This is a genomic window from Phreatobacter stygius (assembly GCF_005144885.1).
In the GTDB taxonomy this organism is placed as follows: domain Bacteria; phylum Pseudomonadota; class Alphaproteobacteria; order Rhizobiales; family Phreatobacteraceae; genus Phreatobacter; species Phreatobacter stygius.
Genome location: NZ_CP039690.1, coordinates 3,416,381 through 3,439,242 on the forward strand (window position 1 = coordinate 3,416,381; position 22,862 = coordinate 3,439,242).

At 66.7% G+C, this 22,862-nt stretch carries 22 protein-coding genes; 10 read left to right on the top strand and 12 right to left on the bottom strand.

Going from position 1 to position 22,862, the window contains the following annotated elements:
* Positions 1-34 precede the first annotated feature (34 nt).
* A complete protein-coding gene (gene pxpA / locus E8M01_RS15985; protein ID WP_246088752.1) occupies positions 35-781 on the top strand; it encodes a 5-oxoprolinase subunit PxpA in 747 nt (248 codons plus the stop codon).
* A gap of 36 nt (positions 782-817) precedes the next feature.
* Here pxpA and E8M01_RS15990 read toward each other — a convergent pair whose 3' ends face one another.
* Complete coding sequence (locus E8M01_RS15990; protein WP_136961022.1) at positions 818-1,738, bottom strand: LysR family transcriptional regulator; 921 nt, start codon at positions 1,736-1,738, stop codon at positions 818-820.
* 134 nt (positions 1,739-1,872) lie between these two features.
* On the opposite strand from E8M01_RS15990, the gene E8M01_RS15995 reads away from it, so the two are divergent.
* Positions 1,873-2,883, top strand: a complete 1,011-nt coding sequence (locus E8M01_RS15995; RefSeq protein WP_136961023.1) for an aldo/keto reductase — start codon at positions 1,873-1,875, stop codon at positions 2,881-2,883.
* Positions 2,884-2,955: 72 nt separating this feature from the next.
* On the opposite strand, the gene E8M01_RS16000 is transcribed toward E8M01_RS15995, so the two are convergent.
* Entirely contained in the window at positions 2,956-3,516 is a 561-nt protein-coding gene (locus E8M01_RS16000) for a glyoxalase superfamily protein (RefSeq protein ID WP_136961024.1), read from the bottom strand.
* A 319-nt stretch (positions 3,517-3,835) separates the two neighbouring features.
* Here E8M01_RS16000 and E8M01_RS16005 point away from each other — a divergent pair, with 319 nt between their 5' ends.
* Positions 3,836-4,843, top strand: coding sequence for an ABC transporter substrate-binding protein (locus E8M01_RS16005; protein ID WP_246088753.1), 1,008 nt, complete (start codon positions 3,836-3,838; stop codon positions 4,841-4,843).
* A gap of 6 nt (positions 4,844-4,849) precedes the next feature.
* On the opposite strand, the gene E8M01_RS16010 is transcribed toward E8M01_RS16005, so the two are convergent.
* Entirely contained in the window at positions 4,850-5,509 is a 660-nt protein-coding gene (locus E8M01_RS16010; protein WP_136961026.1) for an aspartate/glutamate racemase family protein, read from the bottom strand.
* Positions 5,510-5,580: 71 nt separating this feature from the next.
* On the opposite strand from E8M01_RS16010, the gene hydA reads away from it, so the two are divergent.
* Together hydA and E8M01_RS16020 are read left to right on the top strand one after the other, a co-directional pair.
* Positions 5,581-7,062 carry a dihydropyrimidinase gene (hydA, locus tag E8M01_RS16015; protein WP_136961027.1) on the top strand — a complete coding sequence of 494 codons (1,482 nt, stop codon included), beginning with the start codon at positions 5,581-5,583 and terminating at the stop codon, positions 7,060-7,062.
* Between the two features lie 83 nt (positions 7,063-7,145).
* Positions 7,146-9,230, top strand: coding sequence for a M3 family metallopeptidase (locus tag E8M01_RS16020; protein ID WP_425467730.1), 2,085 nt, complete (start codon positions 7,146-7,148; stop codon positions 9,228-9,230).
* Between the two features lie 28 nt (positions 9,231-9,258).
* On the opposite strand, the gene E8M01_RS16025 is transcribed toward E8M01_RS16020, so the two are convergent.
* Positions 9,259-10,017 (bottom strand): S1 family peptidase, encoded by a 759-nt coding sequence (locus E8M01_RS16025; protein ID WP_136961028.1) that lies wholly within the window; start codon positions 10,015-10,017, stop codon positions 9,259-9,261.
* 404 nt (positions 10,018-10,421) lie between these two features.
* On the opposite strand from E8M01_RS16025, the gene E8M01_RS16030 reads away from it, so the two are divergent.
* The gene (locus E8M01_RS16030) at positions 10,422-11,102 is read left to right on the top strand and encodes a response regulator transcription factor (protein ID WP_136961029.1); all 681 of its coding nucleotides are present in this window, start codon (positions 10,422-10,424) and stop codon (positions 11,100-11,102) included.
* Between the two features lie 10 nt (positions 11,103-11,112).
* On the opposite strand, the gene E8M01_RS16035 is transcribed toward E8M01_RS16030, so the two are convergent.
* The 5 genes from E8M01_RS16035 to E8M01_RS16055 all read right to left on the bottom strand — a co-directional run bounded on the left by E8M01_RS16035 (position 11,113) and on the right by E8M01_RS16055 (position 15,385).
* Positions 11,113-11,979 carry an EamA family transporter gene (locus E8M01_RS16035; RefSeq protein WP_136961030.1) on the bottom strand — a complete coding sequence of 289 codons (867 nt, stop codon included), beginning with the start codon at positions 11,977-11,979 and terminating at the stop codon, positions 11,113-11,115.
* Positions 11,980-12,168: 189 nt separating this feature from the next.
* The gene (locus E8M01_RS16040; protein ID WP_170181918.1) at positions 12,169-12,936 is read right to left on the bottom strand and encodes an outer membrane protein; all 768 of its coding nucleotides are present in this window, start codon (positions 12,934-12,936) and stop codon (positions 12,169-12,171) included.
* A gap of 36 nt (positions 12,937-12,972) precedes the next feature.
* Positions 12,973-13,851: a c-type cytochrome gene (locus E8M01_RS16045; RefSeq protein ID WP_136961032.1), complete on the bottom strand. Its 879-nt coding sequence runs from the start codon at positions 13,849-13,851 to the stop codon at positions 12,973-12,975.
* Positions 13,852-13,871: 20 nt separating this feature from the next.
* The gene (locus E8M01_RS16050; RefSeq protein WP_136964668.1) at positions 13,872-14,486 is read right to left on the bottom strand and encodes a LysE family translocator; all 615 of its coding nucleotides are present in this window, start codon (positions 14,484-14,486) and stop codon (positions 13,872-13,874) included.
* Positions 14,487-14,722: 236 nt separating this feature from the next.
* Positions 14,723-15,385 carry a response regulator gene (locus tag E8M01_RS16055; RefSeq protein ID WP_136961033.1) on the bottom strand — a complete coding sequence of 221 codons (663 nt, stop codon included), beginning with the start codon at positions 15,383-15,385 and terminating at the stop codon, positions 14,723-14,725.
* Between the two features lie 133 nt (positions 15,386-15,518).
* Between E8M01_RS16055 and E8M01_RS16060 the strand changes: the two genes are divergently transcribed.
* Positions 15,519-17,258: a hybrid sensor histidine kinase/response regulator gene (locus tag E8M01_RS16060; protein ID WP_136961034.1), complete on the top strand. Its 1,740-nt coding sequence runs from the start codon at positions 15,519-15,521 to the stop codon at positions 17,256-17,258.
* 182 nt (positions 17,259-17,440) lie between these two features.
* Complete coding sequence (locus tag E8M01_RS35075) at positions 17,441-17,605, top strand: hypothetical protein (RefSeq protein ID WP_170181919.1); 165 nt, start codon at positions 17,441-17,443, stop codon at positions 17,603-17,605.
* Between the two features lie 71 nt (positions 17,606-17,676).
* On the opposite strand, the gene ypfJ is transcribed toward E8M01_RS35075, so the two are convergent.
* Positions 17,677-18,582, bottom strand: coding sequence for a KPN_02809 family neutral zinc metallopeptidase (gene ypfJ / locus E8M01_RS16065; protein WP_136961035.1), 906 nt, complete (start codon positions 18,580-18,582; stop codon positions 17,677-17,679).
* 233 nt (positions 18,583-18,815) lie between these two features.
* On the opposite strand from ypfJ, the gene E8M01_RS16070 reads away from it, so the two are divergent.
* Entirely contained in the window at positions 18,816-19,985 is a 1,170-nt protein-coding gene (locus E8M01_RS16070) for a site-specific DNA-methyltransferase (RefSeq protein ID WP_136961036.1), read from the top strand.
* A 35-nt stretch (positions 19,986-20,020) separates the two neighbouring features.
* On the opposite strand, the gene E8M01_RS16075 is transcribed toward E8M01_RS16070, so the two are convergent.
* On the bottom strand, positions 20,021-20,428 hold the full coding sequence (locus E8M01_RS16075; RefSeq protein ID WP_136961037.1) for a DoxX family protein: 408 nt from the start codon (positions 20,426-20,428) through the stop codon (positions 20,021-20,023).
* 294 nt (positions 20,429-20,722) lie between these two features.
* Between E8M01_RS16075 and E8M01_RS16080 the strand changes: the two genes are divergently transcribed.
* Positions 20,723-21,040 (top strand): hypothetical protein, encoded by a 318-nt coding sequence (locus E8M01_RS16080; RefSeq protein ID WP_136961038.1) that lies wholly within the window; start codon positions 20,723-20,725, stop codon positions 21,038-21,040.
* 36 nt (positions 21,041-21,076) lie between these two features.
* Here the strand turns inward: E8M01_RS16080 and E8M01_RS16085 are convergent, their stop codons facing one another.
* Positions 21,077-22,663: an ABC transporter substrate-binding protein gene (locus tag E8M01_RS16085; protein WP_136961039.1), complete on the bottom strand. Its 1,587-nt coding sequence runs from the start codon at positions 22,661-22,663 to the stop codon at positions 21,077-21,079.
* Between the last annotated feature and the right edge of the window lie 199 nt (positions 22,664-22,862).

Here is a 22,862-nt window from a genome sequence, read left to right on the forward strand (position 1 = left end):
GCGCTTGCCGACGGATTCGGACGGTGGAGGCAAAATGAACGCGGCGCATCGTGTCATGACCGAGATCAATTGCGACATGGGCGAAGGCTTCGGCCTCTACAGCATGGGCGACGACGAGGCGCTGATGCCGCTGATCTCGGTGGCCAATGTCGCCTGCGGTTTCCACGCCTCGGACTTCAACCACATGCGCCGCACGGTGCAATTGGCGCGCGGGCACGGCATCCGGGTCGGCGCCCACCCGTCCTTGCCCGATCTCCAGGGTTTCGGCCGGCGCGAGATGAAGATGAGCCGCGAGGAGCTCGCCAACTGCATCATCTACCAGATCGGCGCGCTGAAGGGGTTCCTGGACGCCGAGGGCATGAGCCTGAACCATATCAAGCCGCATGGCGCGCTTTACGGCATGGCGGCGCAGCAGGAGCACGCGGCCGAGGCGATCTGCGACGCAGCCGACATCTTTCGGGTGCCGATTTTCGGCATGGCCGGAACCCTTCACGAGACCGTCTACCAAGGCCGGGGACACCGGCTGGTCTCGGAATTCTATGCCGACCTGGATTATGCCGACAGCGGCCATCTGGTGATCGTGCGTTCGCGTGGCGCGATCGACCCGGAGCGTGCCGCAGCGCGCGCGCTGCGCGCGGTGACGGAAGGCAAGGTTGCGTCCCAGGGTGGCAAGGATATCGCGGTGAGAGCGGATTCGATCTGCATCCATTCGGATACGCCAAACGCGATCGACGTCTTGCGGGCCGTGCGCGATGCGATCGGGCCCTACCTGCCCGCCTGATACGCGCCGACCGGCGCCGGCTCGCGGCGGCGGTGGTCAGCCTTGGGCCGATCGACCGGCCTGCTGGCGGCGCCACGTCGTTGCGAAGGCGATGAAGGCGGCGAGCGCCGGCGGCGGCTGGCGCCGGCTCGGGTAATAGAGCAAGGGGCCGGCAAAGGCTGGGCACCAGTCCTCCAGCAGGCTGACCAGCCGCCCGTCGCCGATCGCGCTGCGCGCATCGGCCTCGAAGGTCATCAGGAAGCCCAGTCCGTCGACCGCGGCCTTGATCTGCAGGCCGACATGCTGGGTCGCCAGCGGCCCCTTCGGCGCGATCTTGACCACCTGGCCCGCCTTCTCGAACTCCCAGGGCGGCAGGAGGCCGCTCGGAAAGCAGGTTGCGATCAGCGGCTGGCCGAGCAGGTCCCGCGGCTCCAGCGGCCGCGGCCGGCCGGCAAGAAAGTCCGGCGCGGCGACCACGACATAGCGCTGCGGCGGGCCGAGCGGCACGGCGATCATGTCCTGGTCGAGATGTTCTTCGTAGCGGATGCCGGCATCGAAACCACCGTCGACAATATCGATCAGCGATGGTTCGGCGACGATCTCGAGATTGATGCCGGGGAATTGTTGCAGGAACGGCGCGACCATCGGTGCCAGCACATGATCGATCGCCGGCGCCGGAGCATTGATCCTGAGCCGGCCCGACGGGCGGTCGCTGAAGCTCCTGATATCGCCGACGGCGTCGTACAGTTCCCGCAGCGCCGGTCCGACACGGGCGACCAGCCGCTCGCCGGCTTCGGTCGGCGCGACGCTGCGTGTCGTACGGTTGAGCAGGCGCACGCCGAGCCGGGCTTCCAGGTCGCTGAGACGCTGGCTGAGCGTCGAGACCGAAACCCTCAGCTCGACCGCGGCCCGGCGGAAATTGCGATGGCGCGCAACCGCTGCGAAGGCGTCGAGATCGCGCAGGTCGGCATCGCTCATCGTGGTCTCCATTGTTCGGAATGCCGAACAAGCTATTTGGATTTAGCCAGATTATCGAATGATCTGACCAGTGTCATATCGCTTGACCAGGATGACGCGAGATTTTCACGCGTCGCGGCCAAGGAGCCAACACCATGATCAATCGCAAACTCGGCCATAGCGGTCCGGTCGTCTCGGCGCTCGGCCTCGGCTGCATGGGCATGTCGGGTCTCTATGGCCCGGCCGATCGGACCGAGAGCATCGCCACCATCCACGCAGCCCTCGATGCCGGTGTCACGCTCATCGACACTGGCGATTTCTATGGCATGGGCGACAACGAGCTTCTGATCCGCGAGGCGCTCCAGGGCGTCGACCGCGACAAGGCCCTGATCAGCGTCAAGTTCGGCGCGTTGCGTGATCCGGCCGGCGGCTGGTCGGGTTATGATTGCCGGCCCGCCGCGGTGAAGAACTTCCTGACCTATTCGCTGCACCGGCTGGGTGTCGACCACATCGACATCTACCGCCCGGCCCGGCTCGATCCCGCCGTGCCGATCGAGGATACGGTCGGCGCCATCGCCGATCTGGTGAAGGCCGGCTACGTCAGACATGTCGGACTGTCCGAGGTCGGTTCCGACACCATCCGCCGCGCCCAGACGGTGCATCCGATCGCCGATCTGCAGATCGAATATTCGCTGATCTCGCGCGGCATCGAGCGGGACATCCTACCGACCTGCCGCGAGCTCGGCATCGGCATCACTGCCTATGGCGTGCTGTCGCGCGGGCTGATCAGCGGCCATTGGTCGAAACAAGGCGTGGCGCCCGGCGATTTTCGCGGTTCCGGCCCGCGTTTCCAGGGCGACAATCTGGAGGCCAACCTCGCCCTGGTCGAGCGGATCCGCGCCATTGCCGGCGAAGCCGGGGCGTCGGTCGCCGAACTCGCCATTGCCTGGGTGCTGGCGCAGGGCACCGATATCGTCCCGCTGGTCGGCGCACGCCGGCGCGACCGGCTGGCCGAGGCCCTGAGGGCACTCGACGTCACCGTGTCGGCCGACACTTTGGCGGCGCTGGCAGGGGCGGTGCCGCCCGACGCTGCCGCCGGCGACCGTTACCCGGCCGCCCAACTGGCCCATCTCGACAGCGAGAAGGCCAATGGACGCCACGCCTGACACGGTCTGCCGAGATGCGGGCCACCATGCCCGCAAGGGGACGGCGCCGGCGTGCGGCGCCGTCCGATGGGCTCAGCTTGTGGTCGCGTCCGACTGTTCGCAGAAGCGCAGCCGGTTGCCGAAGGGATCGAGGACGGTGATTTCCAGGCCCCAGCCGGGCTCCTCGATGCCCGGTTTCATATAGGCATAATGTTTGGCCATCAGTTCGGCATGAAAGGCCCTGAGGCCGCGCATCCGGATGAACGAGGTGCCGCCGGGGCTGGCATCGCCGTGGTGCTCGCTCAGGTGCAGTTGCAGGCCGGCGCGCGAGATCTGAGTGTAGAGCGGGAAGCCTTCGCCGAACCGGTGTTCCCAATCGGTCGCGAAGCCGAGGAAACCGAAATAGAACTCCTTGGCCTTGGCGATATCGAAAATACGGATGATCGGGATCGCCTGCTCGAAGCTGATCGCACCGCCCGGCTCGGGCTCGGTGCTGTCGGCGGCGATTTTTGCGGCCAGCACATTCCAGCTGTCGTAGCCGAACTGGGCGGCGACCAGTTCCAGGGCTTCGCCGTGGCTGAGGTGGGTGTCTTTTTTCGCCAGGGACTCGCGCAGAGCCTTGGCCATGGTCTTTGCATCGCGGAACGAGCGCATCGCTTCCGATCCTTTTCGTCAGGCGAACAAGATGATCAGGGCTCGCATTGCTGACTCGTTCGCCGTCCGGTCGGACCAGGAAGAACGGGCTTGTCGTGGATACGTTCACCGAACCCTGGCGGGCGCGAGCGGCGGGCCGTATCAGCCTTCTGCAAGCCATATCTGCTAAAATCGCCTGCGGTCAAGCAAGGCGCCGCCGCAAGCCGGAAGACCTTGGCAGGCCAGGGTTCCATCGCCGGCTCATTCTTGCTGCCGCGGGGTGGTGCCGCCTCGGCCCTGCCGAAATCAGTGGTGGTGCTGGCGCATGAAGGACGAGATCTTGAAAACGCATGCTGGTCGTCGCGATCTCCTGAAGGGCGCCGGGGCCCTGGCGCTTGCCGCTGCCCTGCCGGCGCCGGCCTCTGGCCAGGTCCGGCGCGACCGTGTGACGCTCGCCTGGATGCCGCTGCTGCAATCCTTGCCGTTCTGCGTCGCCCGCCAGGACGGCTTGTTCGACAAGGCCGGCCTGGAGGTCGAGGTCATGCGCCTGCAGGCCCAGGCCCATCTGGTCGAGACCCTGGTCGCCGGCCGCGCCGACTGCAGCGCGCCGGGCGCTTCGGCCGGGCTTGCGACCATCGCCGAATCCAACACGCCGGGCAGCCTCAAGCTGTCCGGCCTGCAGGGCGGCAGCATTGCCTTGAACCGGGTCGCCGACGGGCTGATCGCGCTGCGCAAGGCGCCGATCGGCACGCTCGCCGACCTGCGCGGCCGGTCGTTGGGCCATTTGCCCGGCGCCTCCTGGCGCACCGTCGCCCGCCACATGATCCGCCGGGCCGGCCTCGATCCGGACCGCGATGTCCGCTTTGTCGAACTGGCCGCCGATCTGCACGCCCAGGCGCTCGCTTCGGGCACGGTCGAGGCCGTGCTGTCGATCGAACCGACCGTCTCGCTTGCCGTCGCCGGCGGTACAGCCAAGCGGGTGATGACCAATCTCTGTGCAACCTCGATCGCCGATCCGTTCTTCGCCGGCGTGTCCTTGCTGAGCACCAAGTTTGTCCGCGAACGGCCGGAGGTTGCGTCCCGCCTGGTCGGCGTGCTGGACGAGGCGACACACCGCGTCGAGGCCGATTTCGACAAATACCGGCCGCTGCTGACGAGTTGCACCGTGGTCGCGGCGAGCCAGGCAGGCCTCGTGCCGCAGCCTTATCTGAAAGGCTGGCGTGATCTCGGCGAGGCCGATCACCATTCCTACCAGGCCTTTGTCGAGACCCTGGTTACCGAGCGGGTGGTGCGCTCCTCGGCGCGCACCAGCGGCATCATCCTGAAAGCGAGCGACTTCGCCGCCTGATGGGCTTCAGCCCACCGCGATCGTGCCGATCGCCATGGTGACGGCGGCCTGGGTCGGATCGATGACGGGGATGCCGAGCGCTTCTTCGAGCGGCTTTCTGTGCCGGGCCATGCCGGCGCAGCCCATGACGATGGCGCCGGCACCGTCCAGGTCCCGCAACTGCCTGCCGATCTCGATCATCCGCTCCAGCGTCTTGTCGCCGGTGGCGGTCTCGGCGACCGACATTTCCAAGGCCCGTTCGCCGGCCAGCCGGTCCATCAGCGCCATCTGGCGCAGATAACGCAGGTGCCGCGGGATCGACCGGCTCTTGATGGCGATCACGCCGAAACGTTCGGCCCGGGCGAGCGCGGTCAGCACGCCGCTTTCGGCAATGCCGAAGACCGGCCGGCTGGTGCCCTCGCGCGCCACATGGATGCCCGGATCGGAATAACAGGCGATGACGAAGGCGTCGGCGTCATTGGTCGCCTCGATCTTGCGCCGAAGCGGAATGGCGAGGCTGTCGACATGTTCCTGTGTTTCGATGCCGAACGGTCCTTCGGCCAGCGTCGTGCAGACGATCTCCGGCCCCTCGGCATAACTCAACGGCTTCACCGCCTGGCGCAGGCCTTCGGTGACGGCCTCGTTGGAATTGGGATTGATGACGAGGATACGGGGTCTGCGTGTCATGGAGTTCCGCTCGGGCTGATCGCATGTCTATTGTCGGCCCGAACCGGAATCCCGTCCAGTCGGAGAAAGACATGCCCGCTTCCCTCTACGACCTCGTCATTCGCGGCGGCACCGTCGCGACGGCAACCGGCAGTTTCAAGGCCGACGTGGCGGTGACGGGCGAGACCATCGTCGCGGTCGGCCTCGGCTTGGCCGAAGGGGCGCGCGAGATCGACGCCACGGGCAAGCTGGTTTTGCCTGGCGGCATCGACACTCATACCCATATCGAGCAGGTCTCGGCCGGCGGGCTGCTGAATGCCGATAGCTTCGAGAGCGCCACGACATCCGCCGCCTTTGGCGGCAACACGACGGTGATCTCCTTTGCCGCCCAGCACCGCGGGCTCGATCTGAGGAACGTCGTCGACGATTATGCGGCGCTCGCCGCGCGCGGCGCCCTGATCGACTACGCCTTCCACATGATCGTGGCGAACCCGGACAAGAAGACCATCGAGACCGACCTGCCGGCGCTGATCAAGGAAGGTCACGCCTCGGTCAAGGTGTTCATGACCTATGACCTGATCAAGGTCGACGACGAGCCGCTGCTCGACGTGTTGCTGACGGCGCGGGAAAACCGCGCGCTGGTCTGTGTCCACGCCGAGAACCACGGCATGATTTCCTGGCTGGGCAAGCGGCTGGTGGCCAAGGGTTATACCGCGCCGAAATATCACGCCATCAGCCATCCACGCGGCTCGGAAGCCGAGGCCTTCACCCGGCTGATCGCCGCCGCCGCCCTGATCGACCAGCCGATCATGATCTTCCACGTCTCGACGTCGGAGGGCGCCGAGGTGATCCGCCAGGCGCGCGGCCAGGGCCTTAAGGTGTTCGCCGAGACCTGCCCGCAATATCTGTTCATGACCCGGCACGATCTCGACAAGCCCGGGCTCGAGGGCGCCAAGTGGATGTGCTCGCCGCCGCCGCGCGAGGCCGCCGACCAGGACGCCCTGTGGCGGGCACTGGCGCTCGGCGACATCCAGACGGTCACCTCCGATCACGCGCCATACCGGTTCGACGAGACCGGCAAGCTGTCGGCCGGGCCGAACCCGAACTTCAAGCAGATCGCCAACGGCTTGCCGGGCCTCGAGGTGCGCCTGCCCTTGATGTTCGACGCGATGGTGTCGAAGGGCCGGCCGGAATTCGAGGGCAGAGGGCTCGAAGCCTTCGTCAATCTGACCGCAACCGCCCCGGCCTCGATCTACAACCTGCCGAACAAGGGCACCATCGCGCCGGGCATGGATGCCGATATCGCGGTCTGGGACCCCAAGAGATCGGTGACCATCACCGACGAATTGATGCACGACAAGACCGGCTTCACGCCGTTCGCCGGGCGCACCGTCACCGGTTGGCCGGACCATGTCCTCGTGCGCGGCCGCAACGTGGTGGCCAACGGCGCGCTCGCGGCGAAACCGGGCGCGGGCAAATGGCTGAAGCGGACCGGCGGTTGGGCGGCCGAGCCGACCGGCAGACTGACCGCGGACATGAACCCCGAGACCAATTTCGGCGCAAAAATTCTGTAGCCCATGGTCTGGTCGCGGCGCGGATGACAGGCAGGCCATGAACAATCGGGACCCTGAACGACCAGGGCCTTGAGCAATCGGGTATGGCCCGCCACATTGGCCCCATGACCCAGCACAGCCAGACTGCCACCGCCGCCAATCCCTTCTTCCGTCCCTGGACCACGCCTTTCGGCATCGCGCCTTTCGGCGAGATCGCCATTGACGACTACCGTCCGGCATTCGACAGCGCGCTTGCCGAACATCGCGCCGAGATCGAGGTGATCGCAACCCAGGCGGAAGCGCCGAGCTTTGCCAATACGATCGACGCTCTGGAGAAAGCTGGCCATGCGCTGGATCGGCTCTGCGGCGTGTTCTTCAACATCGCCTCGTCCGATGCCGACGAGGCGATCCAGGCGATCCAGCGCGACATGGCGCCGATCCTTGCCCAGCACGGCAATGCGATCAGCCTGGACGTCAGGCTGTTCGCGCGGGTCAAGGCGCTGCACGACGCGCGCGCCAGCCTCGGCATCAGCCCTGAGCAGATCCGCGTGCTCGAAAAGACCTATAAGAACTTCGTCCGCGCCGGCGCCGAACTCGGCGACGAGGCCAAGCAGCGCATGCGTGCCGTCACCGAGCGGCTCGCCACGCTCGGCACCCAGTTCGCCCAGAATGTGCTGAAGGACGAGGCGACCTGGACCTTGCAGCTCGCCGAGGCCGATCTCGAAGGCCTGCCGGATTATCTCGTCTCCGCGCTGCATCAGGCGGCGAGCGATCGCGGGCTCGACGGGGCGGTGATGACGCTCGGCCGGTCGATGGTCGAGCCCTTTCTCGCCGTGTCGCCGCGCCGCGACCTGCGCGAAAAGGTGTTCAAGGCCTGGGTCCGGCGCGGCGAGATGGGTGGGGCGACCGACAATACGGCGATCGTCGCCGAAACCGTGGCGCTGCGCATCGAGCGCGCCCGGTTGCTCGGTTACCCGACCTTCGCCGCCTTCAAGCTCGACGATACCATGGCCAAGACGCCGGATGCGGTGCGCTCGCTGCTCGACCGGGTCTGGGTGCGCGCCAAGGATCGTGTCGGCGAGGAGCGCGAGGCGTTGGCCGAGGTCGCGCGTACCGAGGGCATGAATGACAAGATCGAGCCGTGGGACTGGCGCTTCTACGCCGAGAAGGTCCGCCAGCAGCGCCATGCGCTCGATGAAGCCGAGCTGAAGCCCTATTTCCAACTCGACCGGATGATCGCGGCGGCCTTCGATGTGGCGACGCGCCTGTTCGGCGTCACGTTCGAGCGGCGCCACGACGTGCCGGTCTATCATCCCGATGTGCGCGCCTATCAGGTGTCGCGCGGCGGCAAGCCGATCGGCCTGTTCCTGGGCGACTATTTCGCCCGTCCGACCAAGCGTTCGGGCGCCTGGATGAGCGCTTTCCGCAGCCAGGAGAAACTGTCGGGCGAGGTCCTTCCGATCATCGTCAATGTGATGAATTTCGCCAAGCCGCCGGAAGGCAAGCCGGCGCTCCTGTCCTTCGACGATGCCCGCACCCTGTTCCATGAGTTCGGCCACGGGCTGCATGGCCTGCTGTCCGACGTCACCTATCCGCTGCTGTCAGGCACGTCGGTGGCGCGCGACTTCGTCGAGTTCCCGTCGCAGCTCTACGAACACTGGCTGGCGCGGCCGGAAGTGCTGTCGCGTTTCGCGGTGCATGCCGAGACCGGCGCGGTCATGCCGCTGGGGCTGATCGACCGGCTGATCGCGGCGCGCAATTTCAACCAGGGCTTCGCCACGGTGGAATATACCTCGTCGGCCCTGGTCGACATGGCCTTCCACTCGCTCGAAGGTGCCGAAGGCCTCGATCCGATTGCCTTCGAGCACCAGGAGCTTGCCCGCATCGGCATGCCCGACGGCATGGTGATGCGCCATCGCACGCCACATTTCGCCCATGTGTTCTCGGGCGACGGCTATTCCGCCGGCTATTACAGCTACATGTGGTCGGAGGTGCTCGATGCCGACGGCTTTGCGGCCTTCGAGGAGACAGGCGATGTCTTCGACACGGCGCTGGCGCAACGGCTCGGCGATTTCGTCTATTCGGCCGGCAATATCCGCGATCCCCTGGAGGCCTATATTGCCTTCCGCGGCCGCGAACCCGACCCGCAGGCGCTGCTGATCAAACGCGGCCTTGCCAAGGTGGCCTGAAGCGCCAGGTGAACTGCAGGATGCGGCGCTATTGCCGCATCTCGACCGTGCCGGTCGCGGGGAGGCCGACCGAGGTGCGCCACTGGGCGGCCGTGCCGCGGATCCAGCTGACATAGTCGCGCACCGGCACATAGATCGGCGTCGAGGTGCATTCGCGCCCGGGATCCGTGGTGCCGCCCTTGAGGATGCCGACCACGGTGAAGGCGCCGCCGGAGCGGCGATAGACCGGCCCGCCGGAATCGCCGACACACATGCCGGAGCGCTGCGCCCGGTCTTCGCCGGACAGGCCGGCAAAGCCGCGGCCCTGGACGCTGGGCTGCGAGGTCCGCATCAAGGCTTCGCGCAACACGCCGTCGCGGGCGCGCGCCCGCTCGGTCGAGCCGAAGCCGGCAATGATCATCTCTTCGCCCCGGCCATTGGCGCCCCAGCCACCGGGCAGGGCCGCGGCGCGGGCATCGGCACCGAGCGGCCGGGCGAGCTGGATCAACCCGACATCGTCGGAGGCGAAGCCGTGACGGGCGTCGAAGCCGGGATGGGCCTGCACCCGGGCGACACTGGCGGTGGCGCGCCGGAACGAGCGGTCGAGATAGCGCACGCGATAGCGGCCCCGCGCCGAGACGCAGTGGCCGGCCGTCAGGACGAGATCGGGGCCAATGAGCGCGCCCGTGCAGACACCTTCCGGCGTCTCGATCAGAACCGTCGAACGTCTTGTGCCGTTGGGATCCCTGGCGGGCTCGCCGCGCATCACCGCTTCCGCCGAAGGCATGGCCGCCAGAAGGCCGACCATTGCAGCAATCCAACCGATATGTCGCGCCACGGGATACCTCGCGCTCTGAGCCGGGCAGAGCCGCCAACCCGGACCTCACAGGGATTAACAGACCTCCCTTGGAGCGACCTGTCAATCGGGCAGTCCCATAACTCCGTGACAGTCTGATGAGGTCATCCGGGCCCGACCCGGCTTCCGTTGGGACATCGTGGCCGGCAAATCACGCCTGTCGAGCATCTCGTGCGGCCTGCACGGCGAAGCGCGCCGGCGGCGCGGCCGGCCAATTGCCGGGCGATCTGGAGGCGCCCGCCGTCGATATTCCCTTGATTTGCGGCTTCGCACTTGTATTGCCTTGCAAGAATTGAGAAAATTGCTCGCAATGATCCGCCAGAAGATCATCCGGGGAAGGCCAATGGGGGTAGCAGATGTTGGATGCGGCGACCGCGCTTTATCGGATCGTCATCGCTGACGATCATCCCCTGTTCCGCGGCGCGTTGCGCGAGGCGGTGACCGGGCTCGGTGTCAGGCTGGTCATTACCGAGGCCGGCTCGTTCACCGAGATGTCGGATCTGATCAGCGCGGACCCCGATGTCGACCTGGTACTGCTCGATCTCGCCATGCCCGGGGTGAAGGGCTTTTCCGGCCTGATGTATCTGCGCGCGCAATATCCGGGCGTGCCTGTGGTGATCGTCTCGGCGACCGAGGACGCCGACGTGATCCGCCGCTGTTTCGAATTCGGCGCGTCGGGTTTCATCCCCAAGACGCTGGGAACCGAGGCGATGCGTGACGCCATACGCATGGTGCTCGACGGCGGCACCTATGTTCCCGTCGACATCGATCTCTCCACCGGCCGCGATTCCGAAAGCGCCAAGCTGGTGACGCGGCTCGCAAGCCTGACGCCCCAGCAGGTGCGTGTGCTCATGATGCTGTCGGAAGGCCTGCTCAACAAGCAGATCGCTTATGAGCTCACCGTCTCGGAAGCCACCGTCAAGGCGCATGTCTCGGCGATCCTGACCAAGCTCGGCGTCGACAGCCGGACCCAGGCGGTCATCGCCGCCTCCAAGATCGCTGCCGAGGGCTGGCCGGGCCAGGCGCTGAACGGCTGAAGGCCGCGATCTAGGCCGGGCGGCGTGACGTGGCCGGCATCAGCAGCAGGGCGAGGCCGGCCAGCACCAGCGCCATGCCGGTCAGGCGCAAGGGGCCGAAGGCCTCGCCGAAGACCAGCGACGAGGCTGCGGCGCCGACGAACGGCACCAGCAGTGCGAAGGGCGCGATCGTCGCGGCCGAATAGCGCCGGATCAGCCGCCCCCAGGCCGCATAGCCGAAGGTCGTTGCGACGAGCCCGAGATAGCCAGCCGCGATCCAGCCGAGCGCCGGGGTCTCCACCGCCGAGCGCCAGATCGAAGCCGGGCCGTCGATCGCCGCGGCGAGGGCGAGGCCGGGCAGCGGCGGCACCAGGCTCAGCCAGGCGATCAGGCCGAACATGTCGGTCTCGCCGGCGCGTTTCAGCAGGACGTTGCCGAGCGCGAAGCTCACCGGAGAAACCAGGATCAGGAGAAGCGCGCGGGCATCGAACTCCTCCCCGATGGTGCCGGCGATGCAGACGAGACCCGCGGTGGCGATGACCAGCGCGCCGATCTGCCGCTGTGTCGGGACCTGGCCGAGCAGGGCCGCCGCGAAGCCGACCGTGAACAGCGCCTGGCTTTGCACGATGACCGAGGCAAGTCCCGGCGGCACGCCCTGCGCGATGCCGATGAACTGGAACAGGAACTGCCCGACGAACAGCGTCAGCCCGAGGCCGACGAGCAATGGCCAGGGCAAGCCCGGCCGTGCGACGAACAGCACGGGCAGGGCCGCGACCAGAAATCGAACCGCCATGAGGAGCGGCGGCGATATGGTTTCGAGCGCGACCTTGGTCAGGACGAAAGCGACACCCCAGACCAGCGTGACAAGCAGGGCGAGCGCGACATCGACGGGTTTCATCGCTCCAGACTGCCGCGCGGGCCGTGGTTGGCCAAACGGAATCGGGTGATGTCCGGCATCGCCGGCGTTGATGCCGGATCGCGCGAGGCCGGCGGCAAGACCAAGATTTGCTTGCCGCCGGCGCTGGTCCGGCTTTCGCTGCCAAGTTCAGAAGTGCAGTTTCAGAAGTGCAAGTTCAGGCGCGCAAGTTCAGAAGCGATAGTTCAGGCCGGCGCGGACGATGTCGGCGGTCACCTTGGCGTCGGCGTGGATCAGGATCCGCCGGAGATCGGTCCGGTAGGTCTGGGTGCCGAGGTCGACATGGAGATATTCGAGCTTGGCGGTCAGCCTGTCGGTGATTGCCGCTTCGACGCCGGCGCCCAGCGTCCAGCCGACATGTGTCTTGCTGCTCCGGTCCGATGCGGAAAAGCCGCCTCCGGCGCCGTCGTCATAGTCGAGCCGGGTGCGGTCGGTCACGCCGCCAACCGCGAGACCACCGGTCGCGTAGACGAGAAAGCGGTCGAAGGTGAAACCGACGCGGCCACGAAGGGTCGAGAGCCAGTTCAGCGTGGTTGACCAATTCTGGGTCGCGCGATCGCCGGGAACCCAGATATCGCCATCGGGTGCCTGGCCGTGGCTCTTCATGCCGGTCAGCGAGAAGTCCGCCTCGAGGCCGAGCACGAACCGGTCGAATTGACGATTATAGCCGACGGTCGCGCCGATCAGGCCGCCATTGGCCGGCAGGCTCTCATTGACGTCGCCATAATAGAGACCGAGACCCTGATATGCCGACGTCGTCATGCCCTGGTGGGCGCTGCCCCTGCCATAACCGCCACTGATGCCCGCATAAAGGCCGGACCACTGGTAGGCCGAAGCCGCGGCGCCAAACGGTGCCGGAGCCCGCAGGGGCGCGTCGGCGCCAAGTGCCGGCGCCGTCAGGCCGACGGCGAGAGCGAGCCCGGACAGGATCGTTTTCATCAATATCTCCATTGGGTGGTGAGGGGGGAAAGCTGCTCATTGGCCGCCCGTCGGGGGCACGTCGCGCCCCATGGGGCGCGCCGGGAGCGTTCTGAGATAGGCGACCAGGGCATCGAGATCGGCCTCGATCATGGTGCGGTAATAGGCAAAACCCATGGGCGGCAGCAGCGGCGTCCCGTCGGCGCCGATGCCGTCGCGGATGGCACGTTTCAATGCCGCGTCGGTCCAGCGACCGAGGCCTTCCGTTCCGTGCGCGGTCAGGTTGCGTGCGACCGAGACGCCCCATGGACCGGCGAAGGGAGAACCGCCGGCGAAGGCCTGGTGCGCGATGTCGCGGCGGCCGTTGACAACAGGTGTGTGGCACTCGATGCAATGGCCGAGTGCGGTCGCGAGATAGCGGCCGTAGCCAAGCCGGTTCGAGGGCGAAACATCGGGCACGGATCCGACAGGAGGGCCGTAGGATACCGGCAAGGGAATGCGATAGTCCGATCGCGCCACCGCATTGCGGACAGGCTTGATGCTGCGCAGATAGGCGACGATCGCCTTGGCGTCGGTATCGGACATATCGCGATAGGGCTCGATCGGCATGGGCGGGCCAATGATCGAGCCGTCGGGGCGGCGCCCTTCGCGCATGGCCGCGATGATCTGGTCATCGCTCCAGCCGCCGATGCCGGTCTCCCTGTCGGGTGTGATGTTCGAAACCCTGGCGGTGAAGGCCGGTTCCTCCATGACCGTGCCGCCGGCGAGCTCCATGCCGGGAAGCGGGCCGTTCGGCCCGCGCGGCGTGTGGCAATTGCCGCAGGCGGCAATGCCTTCGACCAGATAGCGGCCGCGCTCGGCCGCCGTTTCCGCCCGTACCGCGCCGGCCGTCAGCGCGACCGCCGCCACCAGGATCAGATATCGCCATGTCGTCATGTCCGCTCCGGTTCGTTGGGTCATGCCTGGTGCGCCAGCGTCACGCCGAGCCCCATCAGGATCGAACCGCAGGCCCTCGGCACCAGCCGTCCTGACAGGCCCGTGGCGAAGCGGCCGAGCGTCAGCCAGGCGATGACGACGGCAGCGATGTCGGCGGCCGAGAGGACGGCGTTGACGATCAGGCCGAGCAGCAGGAGTTGCAGCCAGACCGGCCAGGCCGCCGCCGGATCGGCGAATTGCGGCAGGAAGGTCAGGAAGAACAGCGCGGTCTTGGGATTGAGAACCTCGACCATGATGCTGGCGCGGAACACCGCAGCACCGGACGCGGTGGGCTGTTCGGCACCGCCGGTCCGGCCCAGGATCATCATGGCGCCGAGCCAGACGAGATAGCCCGCGCCGGCGGCCTTGAGGCAGGCATAGGCAAGCGGCGCATGATGCAGCATCGCGGCAAGCCCGAGCGCCGCCGCGGCGATGTGGATATAACAGCCGACATGGATGCCGAGAGCCGCCTTGAGCCCCGCCCGAGGGCCGTGGCCGAGCGTCTGGGCCGTCATGTAGAGCATCGCGGGGCCGGGCATGGCGGCAAAGGCCAGTGTCGCGAGCGCGAACGGAATCCAGTGTTCCGGCGGCGGCATTGTCTTGGCTCCCCCGATGCGCGCACCGCCCTTGTGGTCAGGGGTGGTGTCCATGGGACAGCGCCTCGGCGATTCGAGGCCGGAGGCGTGTCGGGGACAGACCTAAGCCCGCGACAGGGCAGCGGCGTATACGGCGCCTAGCGTATTTCGGCAGGGCCGGAGGCCGGCTAACCTGCCAGGGTTAGCGGCGCGTTAGCGAGGCGGGCGGTGCTGCTTGGAGGAGCCGAATGATCGCCTCAGCCGGCCGGAAGGCCAAGACGCACGGCAAAGGCGGTCAGTTCGGCCGCGCTATGGAGGTCGAGTTTCCGCATCAGGTTCTCGCGGTGCTTGCGCGCCGTCAGCGGACTGATGCCGAGCCGCTCCGCCATGTCGCGGGCCGTCGCGCCATGGGCAACCAGGGCCAAGATCTGCCGCTCGCGCCGGGTCAGCGCGATCGGCGACAGGGCGTCGGCAAGCGGCTCGCCGGCCGCGCGCGGGCCGCTGCCGTCATCCGTGGCGAAACGGATCGCGGTGGCGAGATAGGTTTCGCCCTGGCGGATCGCATCGATGGCACGAACGAGTTCGGCCGGGTCGTCATGTTTGGTCAGATAGCCGTCGACCCCCGCCTCGATTGCCGCGCGAACCATGCGCGGTTCGAAATTGGCCGTCAGCACGAGGATCTTGAGCCGGCCAAAAGACTCGCGGAGCGAGCGGATGAATTGTAGTCCGGTGACGCCCGGCATGCCGAGATCCAGCACCAGCAGATCGATGGAACCCTGTTTGAGCGCCGTGAAGACGCCTTCGCCGTCGGCCGCTTCGCCCGCGATGACCACGTCGTCCACTGTCGACAGCAGAAGCTTCAGCCCTTCGCGCACGATCGCGTGGTCATCGGCGAGCACGACGGTGAAGGGGCGCTTCATGTTCGGTCCATGAGATCATCGACTTGGGATCGTCGACTGCAGCTCACCTCGCAGATACCAAGCTGTGACGGATATGTCGTCCCGGTCCGCTGAGCCGGCTGTCATGCAACCGGCGGGAGTTGAAGGGGCAGCCATGAAAAGCGACCGCGCGCGCGAGGCGCTCATCGATCTTCTCTATCGTCAGTCCTACGCGGTGCTGTTTGCGAATTTCGTGATTCCGATCCCGGTGGCCTATGTGTTCCGGGGTGTCCTGCCGGAAACGGCGTTGCTGACCTGGGTCGGCGCCATCTACCTCCTGAGTGTCCTGCGCATCGTCCTGGCCCATCGCTATTTCAAGCGGGACGAGGCCGCCGCGCCGGCGCTGCGCTGGGCCTGGCGGGCGACCGTGCTCTCCTGGCTGTCGAGCCTGCTATGGGGCTTGATCGGTTGGCTCGGTTTCGTCCATGGCGAACCGCATATCTTCGCCTTCACCTGCATCGTGCTGACCGGCCTGGTCTGCGGGGCGGTGCCGTCGCTTTCGGCCTTTCCGGCGGCCTATGCCGGTTCGCTCGTGGCCATGCTGCTGCCGATGGCGGTGCGCTGTCTGATCAGCGAAGCACCGATCTATTCGGTCTATCTCGGTTTCATCATCTGCCTGGCCGCCGTCAATCTCTATTATAGCCGCGTCACCTACCTGACACTGGTGGAGACGGTGCGGCTGCGCTCGGAAAACCTGGAACTGATCGGCAGCCTCGAGCGGCAGCGCGACCGCGCCCAGGCTGCCGATCGCTCGAAGTCGCGCTTTCTTGCCGCGGCGAGCCATGATCTGCGCCAGCCGATCCACGCGCTCAGCCTGTTCATCGCGGCCCTGGCGACCCTGGCGCAGCGCGGCGACGTTCGCGCAGCGGAGGCTCGCAACATGGCCGGACGGCTCCAGGCGGTGGTCGGCAATCTCGGCGATCTCCTGAACGGTCTGCTCGACATCTCGCGTCTCGACGCGGGCGTCGTCCCGGTCGGGCGCGAGCCGGTATCGCTTGGACGGCTGTTCGCCGATCTCAGCCATGAATATGCCGGCGCCGCGCGCGAACGGGGGCTCGACTGGCGGATCGCGAAGACGAGCCTCTGGGTTGACAGCGATCCGGTGCTGCTCAAGCGCGTCCTCGGCAATCTTGTGTCGAATGCCTTTCGCTACACGACGACCGGCGGCGTCCTGCTCGGCTGTCGTCGCCGCAGCGGCGGCAAGGTCGAGATCCAGGTGCTCGATACCGGCATCGGCATTGCCGGCGACCAGCAAGCAGTGATCTTCGATGAGTTCGTCCAGTTGCAAAATCCCGAGCACGACCGCGCGCAGGGGCTCGGCCTGGGGCTTGCCATAGTCCGGCGTGTCGCCCAACTGCTGGAGCATGGGGTCGGCCTCCGTTCGATTGACGGGCGCGGCTCGGTTTTCTCGCTGACCGTGCCGGTCGCCGCGCCAGCCGCTATGGGACAGGCAATCCCGTCGGCCATGGCGACGCATGGGCTCGGCATCCTCGTCGTCGACGACGAGCGCGATGTCCTCGATGCCATCAGTGGCTTGCTCGATCTGTGGGGCCATCGGGTCTATGCCGGCCGCTCGGCGGCAGAAGCCTGCCGCGTTCACGCCGAAGCGGCGCGGCAGGGCGATGCGCCGGCCGACCTCATCCTGGTCGACTACCGGCTGAGCGGCGGTGTCACCGGCGCCGACGCCATCCGCGAGATCGCGGCCCATCTCGGCTGCGCCCCGCCGGCGATCATCATCACTGGCGACACCTCGCCGGTGCGCCTTAAGGAAGCTGCCGCGAGCGGCCATCGCCTGCTTCACAAGCCGATCGGCGCCGACAATCTGCGCGAAGCGATCGCGGCAAGTCTTCGCTAACCACGCTTGACGGATCGACGATCCGCTTCGGCGATATACGGCATCGGTCGTATCCGCTGCGCCGCACTCCTCGACTAGTCACGATATCGGGCGGCATTCCGGCGCGCATGCCGTCCGGCGCCGATGCGCCCCGTCTCGCGTCGTCAGACCGGCCTCGCGCCGGCCCTCGGAGGAGACCAGCCATGAAGACGATCACGATTGCGGCCTTGGTGTCGCTGATGTCCGTCGGTGCCGCCTTGGCGGCAACGCCGTCCGCGGCGACGACCAAACCGGCCAAGGCGACGACCATTGCCAAAGCCAAGCCTGCCGGCGCCGAGCAACTCGCCCGGGGGTTCTACTACCGCTGACAAGCACCGCGCGCCCGCCGCTCAGGCGGCGGGCGTAAACCAGCGCCCGCTGGGCCCGCGGAGGCGCAACCTCAGAGCTGCTGCGCCTGGAAGGTGTTGCAGGCGCTGATCTGGCCGCTTCGAAGACCCGTCATGAACCAGCGCTGGCGCTGTTCGGACGAGCCGTGGGTGAAGCTGTCGGGCACGACATAGCCCTGCGAGCGCTTCTGCAGCATGTCGTCGCCAATGGCGGCGGCCGTCTGCATGGCAGCGCGCACGTCGTTCTCGTCGATGAAGCGGGCGCGCTGCTGGGTGTGGAACGCCCAGACGCCGGCGAAGCAGTCGGCCTGCAGCTCGACGCGCACCTGCAGCGCATTGCTCTGGGATTCACTGCCGGCGGACTGCTGGGCCTGATGCACCCGGTCGAGCAGGCCCATCAGGTTCTGGACGTGATGGCCGATCTCATGGGCCACGACATAGGCATAGGAGAACTGGCAGGCCTGGGCCTCGCCGGTGCAGCCGCGGAAGCGTGTCGTCAGCTCCTGGAAAAAGGCCGTGTCGAGATAGACCTTGCGGTCGGTCGGGCAATAGAACGGCCCCATCGCCGACTGCGCCGCGCCGCATCCCGACCGCGTCGCGCGCGAAAACATCACCAGTCCCGGCGCTTCATAACGCCGGCCGGCCTCCTGGAAGATCTTGGTCCAGGCATCCTCGGTCGAGCCGAGCACCGCGGCGACGAAATCGCCCATCTGGTCGCCCGGACGCCCTTGCTGGCCCTGCTGCTGTTGCTGCTGCACCTGGCCCTGGCCGCCGCCGGTGACCGCGTCATAGCCGCCGATCAGGATCGCCGGATTGATGCCGGTCATGTAGGAGATCAGGCCGATGACGATCATGCCGCCGATGCCGAGCCCTGCCGGGCCGCCCGGAATGCGGCCGCCTCCGCCGCCTCCGCGTCTGTCCTCGACATTCTCCGAACGCCGGAAATCATCGTAGCGCATGGCACTTCCCCTTGGATCGGCCGGATCATGCCGCCGACGGCAAGCTTTCGCAACTCCCAGGATGACACAAGGATTTACGGCACTTTAAGTTTTACGAAGTATTTAGATTTACCTTTTGTTGACAGAATAAAAGACAAATTCATTGGTCGACTTAAGTATCCTTTTACCCTGTCGGGCCACTCTCCCCTCGTGTGTGCAGCGTCACATTTGTTCAGCGTACCGAGTGTCGCCTCATGCGTTCGAGTTTGAACGGAACCGCCCGATCAGGTGACCGCGTACGGGCGGTCCGTTCACCTTCCCTTGTGCCAAGCGACAGTGCCGGCCTCGGTTTCGGCAGCCGGATCGTGCTCGGCGATTGCATCCAGGTCCTGGATGCCTTGCCGCCGGCCTCGGTCGATCTGATCTTCGCCGATCCCCCCTATAATCTGCAGTTGCAGAGGGCCTTGCATCGTCCCGATGACAGCCTGGTCGATGCGGTCGACGACGACTGGGACCAGTTCGAGAGCTTCGCAGCCTATGACGCCTTCACCCGCGCCTGGCTGAAAGCCGCCAAGCGTGTGCTCAAGCCCGACGGGGCCTTGTGGGTCATCGGCTCCTATCACAACATTTTCCGGGTCGGCACGGCGTTGCAGGACCTCGGCTTCTGGGTGCTCAATGACGTGATCTGGCGCAAGGCGAATCCGATGCCGAATTTTCGTGGCCGCCGGTTCACCAATGCCCATGAAACGCTGATCTGGGCCTCGCGCGACGCCAAGGCGCGCTACACCTTCAATTACGAGGCCCTGAAGGCCGGCAATGAGGATGTCCAGGTCCGGTCCGACTGGTTCATTCCGCTCTGCACCGGTGACGAGCGCCTGAAGGACGGCGCTGGCCGCAAGCTGCATCCGACCCAGAAACCCGAGGCGCTGATTGCCCGGGTGCTGCTGTCATCGTCGAAAACCGGCGATGTCATTCTCGACCCATTCTTCGGCTCCGGTACGACCGGGGCCGTCGCAAAGCGCCTCGGCCGGCGGTTCATCGGGATCGAACGCGATCCCGCCTATGCCGCAGCGGCCGAGGCGCGCATTGCCTTGATCGATCCCTTGCCGGAAGCCTCGCTGGCCAATTTCACCACCGCGCGCGAGGCGCCGAGGGTGGCTTTCTCGTCCTTGGTCGAACGCGGCCTGGTGACCGCCGGCACCGTCCTGACCGACGACAAGCGCCGCTATGTCGCGACCGTACGCCCGGACGGATCGCTGATGAGCGGTCCGCAGGTCGGGTCGATCCACAAGATCGGCGCCCTGGTCCAGGGCGCCCAGGCCTGCAATGGCTGGACCTTCTGGCACGTCAACGACAATAACGGCCGGCTGTCGCCGATCGATGCCCTGCGCGCCCGCATCCGCGAGGAGATGGGCGTCCTTTGACGCCCGTCCCGGGCTCGCACTTTCTGCCTTCGCTCTCAGCCCTTGCTGCGTGAATCGACCGACCACAGGCCCGGGCCGGTGGCGAAGATCTGCAGGAAGCCGCCGGCGATCGCCAGGTTCTTCATGAACTGGCCCATCTGCATGGCATTGCCTGGCTGGAAGTGGAACAGCAGCGCGGCGAGCAGGGTGAAGACGGCGAGCGCCAGCGCCGCGAGCCGGGTCTGATAGCCGACCAGGATCATCAGGCCGCCGATCAGTTCGACAATGATGACCAGCGGCAGCAGAATGCCCGGCACGCCTGCCGAGGCCATATAGGCGGACGTGCCGGCATAACCGAAGATCTTGCCGAAGCCCGCCTGAATGAAGATCGCCGCGAGCAGAATGCGGGCGGCAAGCTTCGCCGCATTGTTGAGCGCTGGATTGTCGAACAGATTGTCGAACATGATGTCCCCGTTTGCCTGGCGGACGACTTGGCGCGCCCTGAGCGCGAGACACTGTCATGAACCGGCTTGAGTCGATGCAGCCCCGCGTCATGCCGGACCTGCGACAGAATGTCGCCACTGGGTTGGTGAGCCGGATCGGCGTTTGAACACTTGCCGCAGCTGGCGTGCGGGTATCGCAGCCGCGCGGCTGATACAACCCGCGGCCATGTTCATCCGGGCGCCAGATCGCCTAGATTGGCGACGGATCAGCCGGCGCGTCGCGCCGCGATCCCATCGGGAGGCAAGGACATCGCCATGATCAAAGGTTTCGCGACGAGCAGCTTCGGATCCGCGCTGCTGCTGATGGTTCTGGCCGCCATGCCGTCGGCCGTGCCGGCCGAAGCCCAGCCCGCCTTGCCGGGTTTCCAGCAAGGCGCGGCCGCTTGCCGGCGGGCCTTGCCGGCGGCACGCCGCTTCGTTGGCCGCCCGGAAGCCCTGGTCCGAGCCCGTTACCGCGCGCCGGCCGGCGTCGCCGTGCGCTACTGCATGATGTGCACGCGGGACTACCGGCCGAACCGCCTGACCTTCGGGCTCGACGGCCGCAATATCGTCCGCAGCGCCACCTGCGGCTGACACCGGCGTGTCTTGCCGCCGGCGTCAGCCCGACGCTCAAGCGCGCCGGGCGTTCCAGAACACGATCTGGCCCTTGAGGATGCCGGTGACGTTGCGCCGATAGGCCGATTTCGAGAAATACTGGCCTGTCGGCAGGAACGGCACCTGTTCGAGCGTCACCTTCTGGATATCGGCGGCGACGCGCTTCTGGGTTTCGGTATCGGGCGCGTCGAGCCAGGCATCCTGCAGGCGCTGCAGGTCCGGCAGGTCGGGCCAGCCGAACCAGGCTTTCGCGCCATTGGCCCTGAGCGGCTGCATCACCGCCGGATTGACCACGTCGAGGCCGGTCCAGGTGGTGTGGAACATGTTCCAGCCGCCCTGGGCCGGCGGTTCCTTCTTGCCGCGGCGCTGCACCACCGTGCCCCAATCGGAAACGGCGAAATCGACATTCATGCCGAGCTGGCGCAGCAGGTCGTTGCCGACCTCGCCAATGGCGGCGAGCGATGACTGGTCGCTGGCCGACATCAGCACCACGCGTTCGCCCTGATAGCCGGCCTGTTTCAGTTTCTCGCGCAGCGCCGGCATGTCGCGCTTGGCGGTGATCACCTCGAGGCCGGCATTGCTCGCCATTGGTGTTCCCGGCGGGAAGATGCCGACGCCCTCGCGCCACATGGTCTGGTCGGTGCCGGCGACCGAGGTCATGAAGTCGGCCTGCGACATGGCTTCGAGCACGACACGGCGCACCGCCGGCTTGTCGAAGGGCGGATGCAGGCAGTTGAAGATCCCGGTTCCCATGATGCCGAGCGGGTTGAGTTGTTCGGTCACCACATTGCGGTTGCGCTCCAGCGGCGGCAGCAGGTCGTTGGGCGGGTTTTCCCACCAGTCCGCCTCGCCGCTCTGCAGGGCGGCCGAGGCCGTCGCCGGATCCGGCATGATCAGCCATTCGACCCGGTCGAAATGCGCCACCTTCGGGCCCGACAGCCAGTCTGGCTGACCGCTCTCGCGCGGCTTGTAGCCGTCGTAACGTTCATAGACCGCCCGTGCGCCGACCAGCCGTTCGCCCGGGACCCATTTGAACGGCCCGGAGCCGATCGCTTCGGTGATCGGCTTGAACGGGTCGGTATTGGCGAAACGCTCGGGCATGACGACCAGTGCCGGCGGACCGACCTTGGCGAGCGCGTCGAGCAGCGCTCCGAACGGCTTGTGCAGGCGGATGACGAAGCTCTTGTCGTCGGGCGCCGTCATTTCGGCGATCCGGACGATCAACGCCTGGCCCAGCGCGTCGCGCGCCGCCCAGCGCTTGATCGAGGCAATGCAGTCGCGGCCGCGCACCGGCTCGCCGTCGTGGAAACGCAGGCCGTCGCGCAGCTTGAACGTCCAGCGCTTGCCGTCATCCTCGACGGTGTGGCCCTCGACCATTTGCGGCTGCGGCTTCAACTGGCTGTCGATGCCGTAGAGCTGATCATAGACCAGCAGGGCGTGGTGACGGGTGACATAGGCCGTCGTGCCGATCGGGTCGAGCACGGTCAGATCGGCCTGCGGCACATATTTCAGCACATTCGCGCGGGAGGGCGTCTGGGCCAGGGTGGAACGCGGCAAGGCCGCCGCGGCGAGGGCGCCGGTGAGGAAGCTACGGCGTCGCATGTCAGTCTCCCGTTTCGCTGCACATCGGGTGGATCAGCCAGCCGCGGATCCAGGCGGCTCGATATCGCTTAAACTCCCACGGTCGAAAGCCGGTGCCAATGGCTGGACAGCTTTGCGTGCCCGGAGGGCTTGCCCGATGCCGGCAAGGCCAAACGAAAAGGGGCGCCTTGCGGCGCCCCTTCCGTATGCGTGGAGGTTG